The sequence below is a fragment of the Actinophytocola xanthii genome, from assembly GCF_001921205.1.
In the GTDB taxonomy this organism is placed as follows: Bacteria; Actinomycetota; Actinomycetes; order Mycobacteriales; family Pseudonocardiaceae; genus Actinophytocola; species Actinophytocola xanthii.
This window is the reverse complement of sequence record NZ_MSIE01000063.1, coordinates 45736-59998: the sequence shown is the minus strand read 5'-3', so window position 1 is coordinate 59998 and position 14263 is coordinate 45736. Positions and strand designations below refer to the sequence as shown.

Genomic DNA, 14263 nt, shown 5'->3' with positions numbered 1-14263 from the left:
TCCTCGGCGACCGCGACGAAGTACGCCAGCTCGCGGCTGTCCATGTCTTCAGGGTATTCGCGTGAGCGACCATCGGTAGGGGATGGGTCGCGAAGCTGGCGCTTGGGGTCGTCCACGCCCCAACGCGCGCTCGGGCTGACGTCACCTGTCGCGTACGCGTGCCCACACAACCGGATCGCTGCGTAGTAGTCGGACCGGCCCGGTCTCAGTACTCGTCTGTATCTTGGTGACCGGCGCCGGCAAGGGTGACTACTCCCCGAGAGGTCTGTAGGCGGTATTCGCCGCTCAGTCCCGGCTACTCGCCGACATGAGTGTGGTGATCACCCCGCCGATGATCGTGTAGATCAGTGACCGACCGAGTGCCTTGACGGTCGGCGGCGGACGAAGTCGGACGAGGCTCGTCAGTACGGCCAGTCCGCTGAACCCGATCACGACGAGCGCGACGGCGGCATCGAACTGCGGTGCGTTCGCGCCCTGGACCGTGGAGCCGGCCCACTCTGCAACGCTGCACGGGTAGAAATCGTAAGCGTTGTACGCGTTGCCGAGCAGCATGAGCAGGGCGAGGGCCGACCCCACGGAGATGGCTCCCATGATGATTCCCCGTTGCCCGCTGCCCGCCTGCACAGTGCCGCGCAGTTGGTCGAGGAACAACTGCCCGACCGTCGCGAGCAGAAACAGCCAGAACAACCACAGCGCGACCACAGTGACGATCGTCAGGGCGATCTCCCAGAAGGTGGGCGGAACCATCCCTAACAGATAGGCGCTGCCGATGACGATTCCCACAAACAGAGCGATCGACCCGGCCGCGACCGCAGCAAATCGAAGAAAAGCGGTTCCAAATCGGACGGTCAGCCAGGTGAACAGGATGACGAGTGCGCTCAGTGTGAGCCAACCGAGGTCACCGCTTGTCGTGAAGACGACGAAATCAACTACCGGAGTGAGTATCCAGCGGAAAAATTCCGTGATGGTCCTGAAGATCGCGAGAAATAACCGTACCGCGTGGTATGCGATGAAACCGAGCCAAGCGAAGATGTGCAGCGAGGTCGCGGCCAATGTGAGCGTGGCCGCGCCCCAGCCGAACAGTCCAGGCTGCCGGTGCCGCAACGCAAGTAGTAGTAGCGCACCGACGTAGCCGACGAGTGCGAACCCGATCCAATCCAGAAGTAGGGAGAACGACGGTAACTGGTTGGTCAACGCCGTTAGCTGTCCGGCGGCTTCGCCGAGCCACGGTTGATCCCATTCTGTCGCGAGGTAGATTGTCTTCTTGGGCAGCCCGATGGTGAACAGCACGCACCCGACGAGTAGGGCGAAGATCAGACCGAAGAGCCGAGTGCCGAATCCCCGTACGGTAGATTCTCGAGTGATTGCCACAGTCCGAAAGTCGTCGTCTCCCACACGTGCGTTACACGGAATTCCTGTGACACGGCGGTTGGTTGACAGCTCTCGAGGTAATCTGCTGCCTTCTGTTCAGGAAAGTCGACCTTGATGCCGCCAAATGGTCACAGACCGTCGTCATTCAGTCGGTGATGGGTCATTGCCGGGTTTGATGAATGCGCGTAGGCGTAGTCGCGCTGCCACCTTGCTGGCGAACCGGGCGATGAAGTCGTCGTCCCGGTTGGTGTCTGCGTGCATGGCGTCGCACCAGTCCTGGCGGTTGAGCACCGAGACGTAGCGCCGAACGAGCTCGTCCCGTTGTTCGGTGGTGCACCCGGACTGCTCGGGGGGTGCGGTCGTCAGGTCGTCGGCGATCAACGCGGCGGTGAGGTATCTGTCCGCTGCCGGCGCCTGCCGGCCCAGGTGAGTCGAGTGTGCGGCCAGGACGATGGCCGCCGGTGGATAGTGCGCGAGGGTCGTTCCCATGCCGTCGCAGGTGGCCATGACGTGCAGTAGCCGGCCGGTGTGGTCGACCAGGTCGTCGTCGAGTTCGGCGCCGGTGATCGCTTCGTGCAGGTGGGCCGCGGCGGCGACCTGGCCGGCGAAGTAGCCGTTGAGGCAATCGCCGTCGCAGGCGTGGCGAAGCAGCCACTCGCGGGCGGCGTGGGGCTGGCAGCGGCAGAGTTCCTCGACGAGGTAGACCCTTCCCACGCCGGTGACCCGGTGGGCCAGCCACAGCAGGGCCTGCCCATCACCGGTGCGTCGCCGCAGCGCCTTGGCGGCCAACGCTCCGAAGCTGTTCGACAGCAGTCCGATGGTCTGGATCAGCGGGATGTCCTCGTCGGCCCGGTCGGTGGCGAGCAGTGCCAGTCCGACGAGGGCGGAGCAACGATCCGTGCTGTGTCGCACCAGCCATCGGCCGGTGTTCTGGACACGCCGCCGGTCGGCGCGCAGCGCCGCGGCGGCGACGTGGTCGTTGTGCTGGATCGGGACGTCGACGTCGTGGAACGCGTCAGCAAGGTCGCTTGCCGGAGCATCCTCGTCGCCGAAGTGGGCGTCGAGAATGGCGGCGGCGTCGGCGCCCTGGGTCCGCATGTCACGGCGAGTTCGGAACCGACGCCCGCGGTGATGTTCGTCGTCCGGGTACGGCTCGCCGTCACGCGGTAGGGGCGCGTCCGGGTTCTCCCGATGCAGACGCAGAGCGTGGTGGAACAGGGTGGTCCGGGATCCGAGCGGCGCCGGCTCGGTCGTCTCGCTCACCGGCGGACGGAGGACTCGATTCTCTCGATCATGACCGGAATGATGGCAGCTCCACCCCCGGCCGGGCAACTGATCACGGACACCGCCGGATCTCCGTCCGAGCACCATCGCCACCGAACTCGGCTCACGGCGCGGGGAGTCAGGGGAAGTGATACCTCCAGGGTATTGATCGCCACCTAACCGGTCTTGGTGCTCAGCGCCGTTCGCTGGTGGGCTGAACGGCATGGCTCACACGGAGATCGCCCTTGTCACCGGGGCGAACAAGGGGATCGGGTTCGCGATCGCGGGGCAGCTCGCGGCCCGGGGGATGACCGTCCTGCTCGGGGCGCGCGACCGGGAGCGGCGTGCCGCCGCCGTGGCCCGGCTGGGTGGGGACGTGCACGGGATCGCGCTCGACGTCACCGATGCGGACAGTGTGAAGCGGGCCGCGGAGGAGGTCGGCGGGCGGTTCGGCGAGCTCGACGTCCTGGTCAACAACGCGGGCATCACCGGTGACTTCACCCAGTCCCCGGGAAGTGACCCGGTGGAGGAGGTGCGGCGGGTGTTCGAGGTGAACTTCTTCGGCGTGATCGCGGTGACCGAGGCGATGCTGCCGCTGCTCAACCCGGGCGCGCGCGTCGTCAACGTGTCCAGCTCGGTCGGGTCCCTCGCCGACATGACCGCGCCCGACGGCGGCCACCTCGCCGAGATGCCGGCGATGCTCGGCTACCCGGTCTCCAAGACCGCGCTCAACGCGCTCACCGCCCAGTACGCCAAGTACCTGCGCGACAAGGGAATCCGGGTCAACTCCGTCTGCCCCGGCTACGTCGCGACCGACCTCAACGGGCACGACGGCGGCCGCACGCCCGACCAGGGCGCGGCGATCGCGGTGGAGCTGGCCACCCGGAACCCGGACGGCCCGACCGCCGGCTTCTTCGACGACGGCGGTCGGGTCGCCTGGTGACGCTCAGGTCCGCAGCCAGGCCGCTGCGTCCGGGGGCAGCTGTGCGCCGGCGAGGGGCTGGCTGGTCAGCAGCACCTCCTGGTGGGCGGGGAGGTCGACGGGCTCGGCGGACAGGTTCACCACGCAGGTGAAGCCATGGCCGCGGTCGAAGGCGAGGACCTCGTCCGGGAGATCGGCCCGCCACCTCATCACGCCGTCGCCGAGGGCGGGGTGCTCCCGGCGCAGGTGCAGCGCCCGCCGGTACAGCTCCAGCATCGAGCCCGGCTCGTCGGTCTGCCGGGCCACGGTGAACGGGCCCCAGCCGGCGGGCTGGGGGAGCCACGGGTCGCCGCCGAAACCGTAGGGCGGGCGGTCCCCCGACCACGGGATCGGCACCCGGCAGCCGTCGCGGCCGATGTCGCGGCCGGCGGTCCGCCGGAAGACCGGGTCCTGGCGCACCTCGTCCGGCAGGTCCTCCACTTCGGACAGCCCGAGCTCCTCGCCCTGGTACACGTACACCCCGCCGGGCAGCGCCATCGTCAGCAGCGCCGCGGCCCTGGCCCGCCTGGTGCCCAGCACCGGGTCGGTCGGGGCCCGGTGCTGCCGGTCGGCGAAGGAGAACGACGTGTCCGCGCGGCCGTAGCGGGTGACGTGCCGGGTGACGTCGTGGTTGGACAGCACCCAGGTCGCCGGCGCGTTCACCGGCGCGTGCGCGGCGAGCGTGGCGGTGATGACCTCGCGCAGCCGGTCGGCCTCCCAGGGGCAGGACAGGAAGTCGAAGTTGAACGCCGAGTGCAGCTCGTCCGGACGCAGGTACATCGCGAACCGCTCCGGGTCGGGCAGCCACATCTCGCCGACGAACACCCGCCGGTCCGGGTAGCTGTCGGCGATCCGCCGCCAGGACCGGTAGATCTCGTGCACACCGTCGAGGTCGGAGTAGGGGAACGGCCCGACGAGCGGGTCGAGGTGGTCGGGCAGCCCGTCCGCCTTGACCAGCCCGTCGGCGACGTCGATGCGGAAGCCGTCCACGCCCCGGTTGAACCAGAACCGCAGGATGTCCTCGAACTCCTCGGCGACCTCCGGGTTGGTCCAGTTCAGGTCGGGCTGTCGCGAGGAGTACAGGTGCAGGTACCACTCGCCCGGTGTGCCGTCCGGCTCGGTCACCCGGGTCCACGCGGACCCACCGAAGCGGGACTGCCAGTTGTTCGGCGGCAGCTCGCCGTGCTCACCGCGCCCCGGCCGGAACCAGAACCGCTGCCGCTGCGGCGATCCCGGGCCGGCGGCCACCGCGGCGGCGAACCACGGGTGCGCGTCCGAGCAGTGGTTGGGCACGATGTCGATGATGATCCGGATGCCGAGGGTGTGCGCCTCCTCGATCACCTTCTCCGCCTCGGCCAGCGTCCCGAACGCCGGCTCGATGTCGCGGTAGTCGGCCACGTCGTAGCCGCCGTCGTCCATCGGCGACGGATACCAGGGGTTGAACCAGATCGCGTCCACGCCGAGCTCGGCGAGGTAGCCGAGCTTCGCGCGGACACCGGCGAGGTCGCCGGTGCCGTCGCCGTCACCGTCGGCGAAGCTGCGGATGTAGACCTGGTAGATCGCCGCACCGCGCCACCATCCGGCTCCGGTCTCCTGCTGTCGCACCGCGACCTCCTGCCTGTCGAGAACCCTTGTGAACTCAGCCCTTGACCCCACCGGCGGTCAGGCCGGCGAGGATCTGACGTTGGAAGACCAGGAACGCCGCGACCATCGGGATGCTGGCCAGCACCAGGCCTGCCAGCATCAGGTTGATCGGGGTGTCCTGCTCGAAGCGCTGGAGCGCCACGCTCAGCGTCTGCACCGCCGGGTCCTGCAGGACCAGCAGCGGCCAGATGAAGTCCTTCCAGGCCGCGACGATCGCGAAGATCGACACCACGGCGAGGATGGGCCGCGACAGCGGCAGCACGATCCGGACCATCGTCGTGACGTTGCCGGCCCCGTCGATCCTGGCCGCGTCGAGCAGCTCGGTGGGGATCTGGTCGAAGAACCGCTTCAGCAGGTAGATGTTGAAGGCGTTCGCGGCGGCCGGCAACCAGATCGCCGCCGGCGAGTTGACCAGGTTGACCTCGACCAGCGGGACGTCGGTGATCGTCAGATAGGTGGGCACCAGCAGCGCGGAGGCCGGCAGCATGAGCGTGGCGAGCATCAGCGCGAGGATCCACCTGCCGAGGATCGGCCGGAGCTTGGACAGCGCGTACGCGGCCGGGACGCACACCGCCAGCTGGAGCAGCCAGGCCCCGGCGGCCACGACGACCGTGTTGCGGAAGTAGCCGGCCAGCTCCATGAAGTCCCAGGCCTCGCCGTAGGTCCCGAGGTCGAACCGCTCGGGCAGTACGGCCTGGGGGAGCTGGGCGAGCTCGGGCGCGGTCTTCATCGCGCCGAGCACCATCCAGATCAGCGGCGTCACGAACGCCGCCGTGAACAGCACGAAGACCAGCGTGAACACTGCCCAGTAGGCGAGCCTGCCCCGGGTGCGCTCGAGCGTCCACGGCGACAGCAGTGTCCGGACCGGACGGTCCGCTGTGGACCTGCGGATGCGGCCGGCGGTGGGGGCCGGTGGTGGCTGGACGGCCATGTCAGCTCCTGGTCCTGGTGAGGCGCAGGTAGAGCGCGGAGAACGCGCCGAGCACCACGAACAGCAGCAGGCTCATCGCGCTGGCGGTGCCGAAGTCGTTGTAGACGAACGCGTACCGGTAGAGCAGCAGCAGGACGGTGACCGTGGAGTCCTCCGGCCCGCCACCGGTCATGATGTAGGGCTCGGTGAACACCTGCATCGTGGCCACGATCTGCATGAGCATCATCACCAGCAGTACGAACCTCGTCTGCGGCACCGTGACGTGCCGCAGCCGCTGCCAGAGGTTCGCCCCGTCCAGCTCGGCCGCCTCGTACAGCTCGCCGGGGATGGTCTGCAGCGCCGCCAGGTAGATCAGGGTGGCCGAGCCCATAGACGCCCAGGTGGCCACGATGACCAGCGACAGCATCGAGGTGCTGGTGTCGTTGAGCCAGGAGGGTCCAGAGATGCCCACCGCGCGCAGGGCGCTGTTGAACAGCCCCGGTCCCGGGTCGTAGAACCACTTCCAGAGGATCGCGACGACCACCGGCGGGAGCATGACCGGGAGGTAGACGACCATCCGGAAGTACGCCTTCACGTGCCGCAGTTCGTTGAGCACGACCGCGACGGCGAACGGAACGGCGAACCCGATCACCAGCGCGAGCCCGGTGAACAGCAGCGTGTTGCGCCAGGCGACACCGAACAGCGGGTCGGCGAAGAGGGTCTCGAAGTTCTGCCAGCCCACCCAGACCGGGTCGGTGACGAAGTTGACCTGCTGGAAGCTCAGCAGCACGCCGCGGATGACCGGATACCAGGAGAACAGCGCGAAGACCACGAGCGCCGCGCAGAGGAACCCGTAGGCGGTGAGGTTGTCGAGGACGCGGCGGCGCAGGCGTCCGGTGGACCGGGCCGGGACGTGGCGCGGCGCCGCCGCGGAGGTGTCCGGCCCGGCCGCGACCGGAGCGGCTGTCGTGGACCTGGTTGTCGTCGACCGTGCGGTGGGTGACATGGTGCTCCGTGTCCTCGGCGGCGCTGGGTGTGGCGGGCGGGCCGGAGTGTTCTCCCGGCCCGCCCGGCCCCGGATTCGTCGGCGCCGTCGCTACCGCACCTGTGCGAGCGCCGTGTTGACCTTCGTCTCCGCATCGGCGAGCAGGGCGTCGATGTCGGCGTTCCGGTTGGTCAGCACGCCCTGCATCACGTTGTCCAGCGCCGCGTAGACCTGCTGGGCGTTGGGCGGCTCGATGTTCTTCTCCAGCTCGCTCAGCCCGTCCACGAAGGACTGGTAGTTCTCCACGGGCACCGTGGCGTACTTCTCCCGCAGCTGTTGCTGCTTCTCCCGCAGGTCACCGACCCAGACGTCGGCGGCCGCGTTGGGCGGAGCGGTGGGCAGCCCGATGGGCTGGTCCTGCTCGGAGTAGGTCTTGAGCGTCTGCTCCATGCGGTCGGGGTTGAGGTACTTCCACTGGACCCAGGTCAGGCCGGCCCTGATCTTCTCCGGCGAGGCCTTGGGGTTGAGCATGTAGCCCTCGCCGCCGATGAGCGTGCCCTCCCCACCGGGCAGCGGCGCCAGGCCGAAGTCGGCGTAGTCGCCCTTGAACTGGTTGACCAGCGGCGGGATGTTGTCCGGTGCGCCGACGAACATGCCCAGCTTGCCCGCGCCGAACATCCGCTGGGCGTCCTCGAACACGAGCAGCTGGCGCTCGCCGAGCGTGTTGTCCTCCCAGCGCATGGCGTGCAGGGTCTCGGCGACCTCGCGGCCCTTGTCGTTGTTGAAGTCCGCGACCCATCGGTCGCCGTCCTTCTTGGCGATCTGGCCGCCGACCGAGTACATCCAGGTGGTGAAGTGCCAGCCACCCTGGTTGTTGCGGGACAGCTCGGCGAGGCCCTGCGTCCCGTCGCCCAGCGCGGTGATCTTCCTGGCCGCCTCCCGGACCTCGGTCCAGGTGGCCGGCGGATCGTCGGGGTCGAGTCCGGCCCTGGTGAACAGCGCGCGGTTGTAGAGCAGGCCCATCGAGTAGTTCGCGGTGGGCAGCCCGTAGACGCGGTCGTTGTCGTCGGTGAAGATCTCGCGCAGCTCGGGCTGGATCTCCTCGTAGTGCGGCACGTCCTTGACGTAGTCGGTGATGTCGGCGGCCTGGCGCCGGGCGATGAGGTTGGCCGGGTCGGTCAGGTAGACGTAGAAGACGTCCTCGAGCTGGCCGCCGGCGAGCTTCGCGGCGAAGGTCTTCGGGTCCATGAAGCCCTCGCGGGGCTGGATGTCGATGTCCGGGTGGGCCCGCTCGAAGTCGGCCACGTCCTGGTCGAACATCTTCCGCTCGAACGGCTGGGTCTTCGCCGGCTGGCCGTTCACGGTGATCGCGACCTTGCCGCCGGACCCGCCGTCACCCTCCTCGTCGCTGCCGCAGGCGGTGCCGGTGACGGCGAGACCGACGGCCAGCACCAGGGCGAGAGAGCTGCGCTGGATCTGTGTGCTCATGTGGGGACACCCTTGCGTGGGGGACCTGGGTGAAAATCTGTGAGCCACACCATAGAACCGATGATCTCCAAACGCAATCCTTTGACAGAGTATTGCAAGATTTCGACTTCAACCGATGCCTGTCTGATGCCTGGGCGAGTCCCAGGCCGAACGCACGAGTCCCCCGTTCGCGCCGCGAACGGGGGACTCGGTGGATACGTGGGTGGGCCGGCTCCCTCAGGCGGTGACCCGGCTCCTGGCCGGCGCGGCGGAGGCGCGGACCACCAGCTCGGGCTCGAACAGGAGCTCCTCCATCGACACCTCGATCCCGGCGATCTGGTTCACCAGGAGCTCGACCGCCGCCCGGCCCATGGCCTCGATGGGCTGACGGACGGTGGTGAGCGGCGGGTCGGTGCAGGTCATGAACGCCGAGTCGTCGTAGCCGATCACCGACACGTCGTCCGGGGTGCGCAGGCCGAGCCGGCGGACAGCGCGGATGACGCCCAGCGCGAGCGGGTCGCTCGCGCAGATCAACCCGGTGATGCCGTTCTGCACGAGACGGGTGCCGACCGCCTGTCCACCCTCCACGGAGAACATCGTGTGCCCGACCGTGTGCTCGTCCACGGTCAGCCCGGCCCGCGCGGCGCACCGGCGGAACGCGGTGAGCTTGCGCTGGGAGGGGATGTGGTCGCGGGGGCCCAGCACGAGCCCGATGCGGTGGTGGCCGAGCGCGACCAGGTGCGCGAACGCCTGCTCGACGGCGACCGCGTCGTCGCAGGACACCACGGGGTAGTCGAGGTCGATGGAGGCGTTGACCAGGACGACCGGCAGCTTGCGCTGGGCCAGCTGGTAGTGGTGGTCGTGCGGCGCGTCCGCCTCGGCGTGGCTGCCGCCGGCGAAGACCACCCCGGACACCTGCTGGGCGAGCAGCAGCTCGACGTAGTCGGGCTCGGACACGCCCCCGGTGCAGGTGCACAGCACCGGCGTGAACCCCTGCTGGGCCAGCGCGCTGCCCACCACGTCGGCCAACGCCGGGAAGATAGGGTTCTGCAGCTCGGGCAGCACGAGACCGACGAGCCTGGCCCGCTCGCCGCGCAGCTGGGTCGGCCGTTCGTAACCGAGCACGTCGAGCGCGGTCAGCACGGCCTGGCGGGTCGCCTCCGAGACGCCCGGCTTGCCGTTGAGGACGCGGCTCACCGTCGCCTCGCTGACACCGACCTTCTGGGCCACCTCGGACAGCCGTCTTTGCGCCATGGTCGCAACTCTACGACAAACCCTGCAAGTTCTTGCGCTGACTTGCGGTACGCCACTCCTCGCGGTCGATCGCGTACCGCACCTCGCCGTGCTCGAACCCGGGGATCGGCGCGAACGGCGGGAAGTAGCTGACTTCGAAGCGCATGCCGACCTTCTCCATCACCCGGCGGGAGGGGGTGTTCACGGCCATCGTCTCGGCGAAGACGCGGCGCAGGCCCAGCTCCTCGAACCCGTAGCGGAGCAGCTCGCGGGAGCCCTCGGTGCCCAAGCCCCGGCCCCAGGCCGCCCGTCTCAGCCGGTAGCCCAACTCGGCCTCGTCCGGCGGCGAGTCGACGTCCGGCAACAGCATGAACCAGCCGACGAACTCGCCGTCGTCCCTGGTGTGCGCGGCGAACGCGCCGAAGCCGGGATGGCGGGTGTAGTCCCGGATGATCGCCGGGGCCACCGCGGTCTCGACCCGGATGCGCGGTGTGATGCGGCCGCCGGTCAGGTAGCGCATGACCTCGGGGTCGCTGTCGAGCTCGACGAGGAGCTCGGAGTCGTCCCTGGTGAACTGACGCAGGGTGAGGCGTTCGGTCTCCAGCCGGAAGTCCATGGCCGGTGATGCTGCCAGCCCGTGCGCGCGCGGGGAGGCGAATATCGTCCGGTGTGTCGGCACGGTCCGAACGCGGGCTGATGGCAGCATGACCGCGTGGCGGTGATCCTTCCGGCGTCCGTGCTGACGGCCCACCTGGAGTCGTGCGCCGCGGAGCTGGCCTCGTCGATGCCGCCCGACGACCTGGAGCGGGTGGTCGCGCAGCTGGTGTCCGGACAGCGGCATATCGCGGCGACCCTCGAGCGTCTCGCCGGCTTCCAGACGGGTCCGCTGGCGGAGGTTCTGAGCGCCGCCGCGCGGGCCGCGGGACACGCCGCGGCGGCTCTCGCCGAGGGTGAACATTTGTTCGAATAGATCACCCGAATGGGCCTGTGACCAGGGTATCTATCGGGATAACCTGCACTTGTTGCCCATCGGGGAGGATCATCCATGCGAAGTGTCTGGAACGGCACGATCAGGATCGGCGCGGCGAGCATCCCGGTCCGCGCGTACGGCGCCACCGAGGAGCAGGCGACTGGTCTGCACCAGCTGCACCTGGCTGATGGGGGTCGCATCCGGCATCGCAAGGTCTGTGAGGTCGACGGTAGGACGGTGGACGGGGCCGAGGTCGCGCGCGGCTACGTCATGCCAAGTGGGGAGACCGTCGTACTCACCGACGAGGACATCGCGAAGTTACCCCTGTCCACCTCCAAGTCGATCGAGGTCCAGGCGTTCGCGCCGCTGTCGGAGATCGACCCGATCTACTTCGCCCGCAGCTACCACCTCGAGCCCGAACCGGTCGGCACCAAGCCGTACGTGCTGTTCAGCGAGGCGCTCCAGCAGTCCGGTCGGGTCGCGGTGGTGAAGGTGGCGCTGCGGCAGCGCGAGTCGCTGGGGGTGCTGCGCATCCGCGACCAGGTCATCGTGCTCGAGACGATGTTGTGGCCGGACGAGATCCGGTCGCCGGAGTTCCCGTTCCTGCACCAGGACGTGGAGATCGCGGAGACGGAGCTGGCCGAGGCCGTGGGCCTGATCGACGCCCTGAGCGAGAAGTTCACCCCGTCCCGCTACACCGACCGCTACCGTGAGGCGCTCCAGGCGCTGGTGCAGGCCAAGATCGAGGGGAACGAGGTCGTCCAGCCGACCGCCGCCAAGCAGGAGGCCGGGGCCGCGGACCTGCTGACCGCCCTGCGCACCAGCCTCGCCGAGAAGGCCGACCGCGAGTCGGGCGGCGCGGTGGCCAAGGCGCAGGCCGCGGAGGTCGAGGCCGCCAGGGCGAGGACCGAGGCGGAGCGGGCCGCGTCCCGCACTCGCACGCCCAGCGGTCGTTGATCTCCGACCGGTGCCGGTCGCGCGGGAGCGGCCGGCACCGGTCGGCTGGTTGGGTCTAAGCGGGCCCGGCCGTGCTCTGGTCGAACAGGTGGACGGCGTTGCCGGTCGGGTCCAGGAAGGTCGCGCCCTTGCCACCCGGCATCTCGATCTCGCCCTGCCAGTCGAGGTCCGGGTGTGACTCCCGGAAGGCGTCCACGCTGTCGACGGCGTAGAAGGCGCCAGCTCCCCAGCGCGGCCCGGTGTCCGGTGGTACGTCGAGCATCAGCTCGACCTCGGTGCCCGGGAGCGTGAACGCGGCGGTCGTCTCGCCCTCCCGCCAGGACTCCTCGAACCCGAGCGTGTCGCGGTAGAAGGAGACCGACTCCTTCAGGTCCTTCACCGGTTGGTACACGAACGTCAGCTTCATGGCCGGGGAGCGTAAACGGGTTACGGTCCTCCGTCAACGCGTTATGATCACGCCATGCGCGAATGGGTACCGGTCCCGGGCTCGGCCAAGGCCCGGCTCGTCGAGGCGGCCATCCACCAGTTCGAGCTCGCCGGCTACGAGGCCGTCAACGTCGTGGAGCTGGCCGGAAAGGCGAGCGTCACCACCGGTTCGCTGTACCACCACTTCGGCTCGAAGCTCGGCCTGTACCTGATCGTCCGCGAGGAGATGGAGAAGCGCGTCGTCGAGCGCATGGAGGGTGCCGCCGCGGCGGTCGAGGGCCGGGGGCACGCCGCGGTGCGGGCCGCGCTGCTGGTGGCCTTCGACGCCGCGGTCCGGTTCACCGTGTGCCGGATCCTCGGTGAGCAGCCGCCGGTGGAGCGCGACGACCCGGTCGCCGCGGCCCTGCGACCGTTGCTGGCCAAGCACAAGGCGCCCACCGCCGACGTGCTGGCCGCGGCCTGGCGAGCGGCGCTGCTGACCGTGGCCGCGGGCACACCCGCGTCGGCGGCCAGAGCGGCCCTGGGTTACGTCCTTGGCCCGGACCGGTGAGCACGCCACTGGCTTTACGGGGCGGGCGCCGCGTCGGGCCTGTGCGAGGTGCACGGCACCCGCGACGCGGTCGACCAGTGCGAGCGGGACGCCGTCTGGGCGCTCGTGCGCGGGGCGCTCTCCGCCTCGTTCGCCGTCTGCGCGATCCTCGTCGCGGTCAAGGCCGAGACGGCGGAGATGGCGTGGAAGGGCGGCGTCGCACTGCTGATCGGCGCCGCAGTCGCCTCGCCGGCCCTGGACCTGCTCGGGAGCTGGAAACTCAGTCGGGCTCGTCGCCGAGCATGCCCTGGCGCAGGGTCTCCAGCGTCCGGGCCAGCAGGCGGGACACGTGCATCTGCGAGATGCCGATCCGCTCCGCGATCTGCGTCTGGGTCATGTGGCGGAAGAACCGCAGGGTCAGGATCTGCCGCTCCCGCTCCGGCAGCCGCTCGATCAGCGGGCGCAGCGACTCGTAGTCCTCGACGCCGGCCAGTGCCTGGTCCGGCTCGCCCAGCGTCTCACCGAGGGAGTCCGAGTCGGCGCTGGGGGACAGTGCCTCGTCCAGCGACATGGAGTGGTAGGCGTTGCCGGCCTCCAGGCCCTCGTACACCTGCTCCTGGCTCAGGTTCAGGTGCTTGGCCAGCTCCGAGGGGGTCGGGGCGCGGCCGAGGCGCTGGGACAGTTCCGCGCTGGCCGAGTTGATCGCGAGGTTGAGCTCCTTGAGCCGTCTGGGTACGTGCATCGACCAGCTGGCGTCGCGGAAGTGCCGCCGAACCTCGCCCATCACCGTCGGTACGGCGAAGGACAGGAAGTCGGTCCCGCGGTCGGGCTGGAAACGGTCGACCGCGTTGATCAGCCCCAGCGTCGCGACCTGCACGAGGTCCTCGCGCGGTACGCCGCGGTTGCTGAAGCGCGCCGCGATGTGCTCGGCCAGCGGCAGGTGTCCGGTCACCAGCTCGTTGCGGATCTCACCGCGACGGGGGTCGTCCTGCTGCAGCTTCGCCATCTCGGCGAACATCGGAGCCAGATGTTCGTAACCGGTGTCGGAGTTGCGGTTCCCGGTCTGCGAACTCTGTGTGTTCGTCACGCCGGTCCTTCCGCACGCCGCTTGGCAAGCTCGATGTGGACCAGGTGCTCGGGCTGTCCGCCCTGCCCGTTGCGCTCCACCCAGCTGTTGGCGTGGTCGGTGAGCGTGGTGAGGACCCGCCACCCGAAGCTGTCGCTGCTGGGCACCACGTCGCTCGTGGACCTGATCTTCACCAGGAACCGGATCTCGTCCTTGCTGACCGTGAACGAGCAGTGCAGCGTGGCGTTCACGTCGGCTCTGGTGATGAGGGTCGAGCACGCCTCGTCGACCGCCAGCTTGAGGTCGGCGATCGAGTCCAGGTCGTAGTCCGCGCGCATCGCGATGCTCGAGGCCAGGGACCGGATGATGGGTAGGTTGGTGAGTTCGGCTCCGATCTTGAGCTCGACCTCTTCAGGACGCCCGTCCCCGCTTCCCACGCTCATGAAGTTCTTCTACCCACAATCTTGAGTCAGGAAACCTG

The 14263-nt window shown here is 69.1% G+C and carries 15 protein-coding genes; 4 read left to right on the top strand and 11 right to left on the bottom strand.

The window, feature by feature from the left end; genetic code table 11:
• Positions 1 to 285: 285 nt before the first annotated feature.
• Both BU204_RS29675 and BU204_RS29670 read right to left on the bottom strand, forming a co-directional pair.
• The gene (locus tag BU204_RS29675; protein ID WP_143229843.1) at positions 286 to 1290 is read right to left on the bottom strand and encodes a hypothetical protein; all 1005 of its coding nucleotides are present in this window, start codon (positions 1288 to 1290) and stop codon (positions 286 to 288) included.
• 222 nt (positions 1291 to 1512) lie between these two features.
• Complete coding sequence (locus BU204_RS29670) at positions 1513 to 2634, bottom strand: hypothetical protein (protein WP_143229842.1); 1122 nt, start codon at positions 2632 to 2634, stop codon at positions 1513 to 1515.
• 223 nt (positions 2635 to 2857) lie between these two features.
• Between BU204_RS29670 and BU204_RS29665 the strand changes: the two genes are divergently transcribed.
• On the top strand, positions 2858 to 3577 hold the full coding sequence (locus tag BU204_RS29665; RefSeq protein ID WP_075129084.1) for an SDR family NAD(P)-dependent oxidoreductase: 720 nt from the start codon (positions 2858 to 2860) through the stop codon (positions 3575 to 3577).
• Positions 3578 to 3580: 3 nt separating this feature from the next.
• Here the strand turns inward: BU204_RS29665 and BU204_RS29660 are convergent, their stop codons facing one another.
• From BU204_RS29660 to BU204_RS29635, 6 genes are all read right to left on the bottom strand, one after another.
• A complete protein-coding gene (locus BU204_RS29660) occupies positions 3581 to 5200 on the bottom strand; it encodes a glycoside hydrolase family 13 protein (protein WP_075129083.1) in 1620 nt (539 codons plus the stop codon).
• A 34-nt stretch (positions 5201 to 5234) separates the two neighbouring features.
• Positions 5235 to 6170, bottom strand: a complete 936-nt coding sequence (locus BU204_RS29655) for a carbohydrate ABC transporter permease (RefSeq protein WP_083661750.1) — start codon at positions 6168 to 6170, stop codon at positions 5235 to 5237.
• A 1-nt stretch (position 6171) separates the two neighbouring features.
• Complete coding sequence (locus BU204_RS29650; protein ID WP_075129082.1) at positions 6172 to 7155, bottom strand: carbohydrate ABC transporter permease; 984 nt, start codon at positions 7153 to 7155, stop codon at positions 6172 to 6174.
• Between the two features lie 90 nt (positions 7156 to 7245).
• The gene (locus BU204_RS29645) at positions 7246 to 8622 is read right to left on the bottom strand and encodes an ABC transporter substrate-binding protein (protein ID WP_075129081.1); all 1377 of its coding nucleotides are present in this window, start codon (positions 8620 to 8622) and stop codon (positions 7246 to 7248) included.
• A 216-nt stretch (positions 8623 to 8838) separates the two neighbouring features.
• Complete coding sequence (locus BU204_RS29640; protein ID WP_075129080.1) at positions 8839 to 9855, bottom strand: LacI family DNA-binding transcriptional regulator; 1017 nt, start codon at positions 9853 to 9855, stop codon at positions 8839 to 8841.
• A gap of 10 nt (positions 9856 to 9865) precedes the next feature.
• Positions 9866 to 10450: a GNAT family N-acetyltransferase gene (locus tag BU204_RS29635; RefSeq protein WP_075129079.1), complete on the bottom strand. Its 585-nt coding sequence runs from the start codon at positions 10448 to 10450 to the stop codon at positions 9866 to 9868.
• Positions 10451 to 10546: 96 nt separating this feature from the next.
• Between BU204_RS29635 and BU204_RS29630 the strand changes: the two genes are divergently transcribed.
• Positions 10547 to 10804: a hypothetical protein gene (locus BU204_RS29630; protein ID WP_075129078.1), complete on the top strand. Its 258-nt coding sequence runs from the start codon at positions 10547 to 10549 to the stop codon at positions 10802 to 10804.
• A gap of 75 nt (positions 10805 to 10879) precedes the next feature.
• Entirely contained in the window at positions 10880 to 11761 is an 882-nt protein-coding gene (ku, locus tag BU204_RS29625) for a non-homologous end joining protein Ku (RefSeq protein ID WP_075129077.1), read from the top strand.
• A 55-nt stretch (positions 11762 to 11816) separates the two neighbouring features.
• Here ku and BU204_RS29620 read toward each other — a convergent pair whose 3' ends face one another.
• Positions 11817 to 12167: a VOC family protein gene (locus tag BU204_RS29620; RefSeq protein WP_075129076.1), complete on the bottom strand. Its 351-nt coding sequence runs from the start codon at positions 12165 to 12167 to the stop codon at positions 11817 to 11819.
• A 54-nt stretch (positions 12168 to 12221) separates the two neighbouring features.
• Here BU204_RS29620 and BU204_RS29615 point away from each other — a divergent pair, with 54 nt between their 5' ends.
• Positions 12222 to 12737: a TetR/AcrR family transcriptional regulator gene (locus BU204_RS29615; protein ID WP_075129075.1), complete on the top strand. Its 516-nt coding sequence runs from the start codon at positions 12222 to 12224 to the stop codon at positions 12735 to 12737.
• A gap of 259 nt (positions 12738 to 12996) precedes the next feature.
• On the opposite strand, the gene BU204_RS29610 is transcribed toward BU204_RS29615, so the two are convergent.
• Both BU204_RS29610 and BU204_RS29605 read right to left on the bottom strand, forming a co-directional pair.
• Positions 12997 to 13734 carry an RNA polymerase sigma factor SigF gene (locus tag BU204_RS29610; protein WP_083661753.1) on the bottom strand — a complete coding sequence of 246 codons (738 nt, stop codon included), beginning with the start codon at positions 13732 to 13734 and terminating at the stop codon, positions 12997 to 12999.
• A gap of 65 nt (positions 13735 to 13799) precedes the next feature.
• Entirely contained in the window at positions 13800 to 14225 is a 426-nt protein-coding gene (locus BU204_RS29605) for an ATP-binding protein (protein WP_075129073.1), read from the bottom strand.
• Between the last annotated feature and the right edge of the window lie 38 nt (positions 14226 to 14263).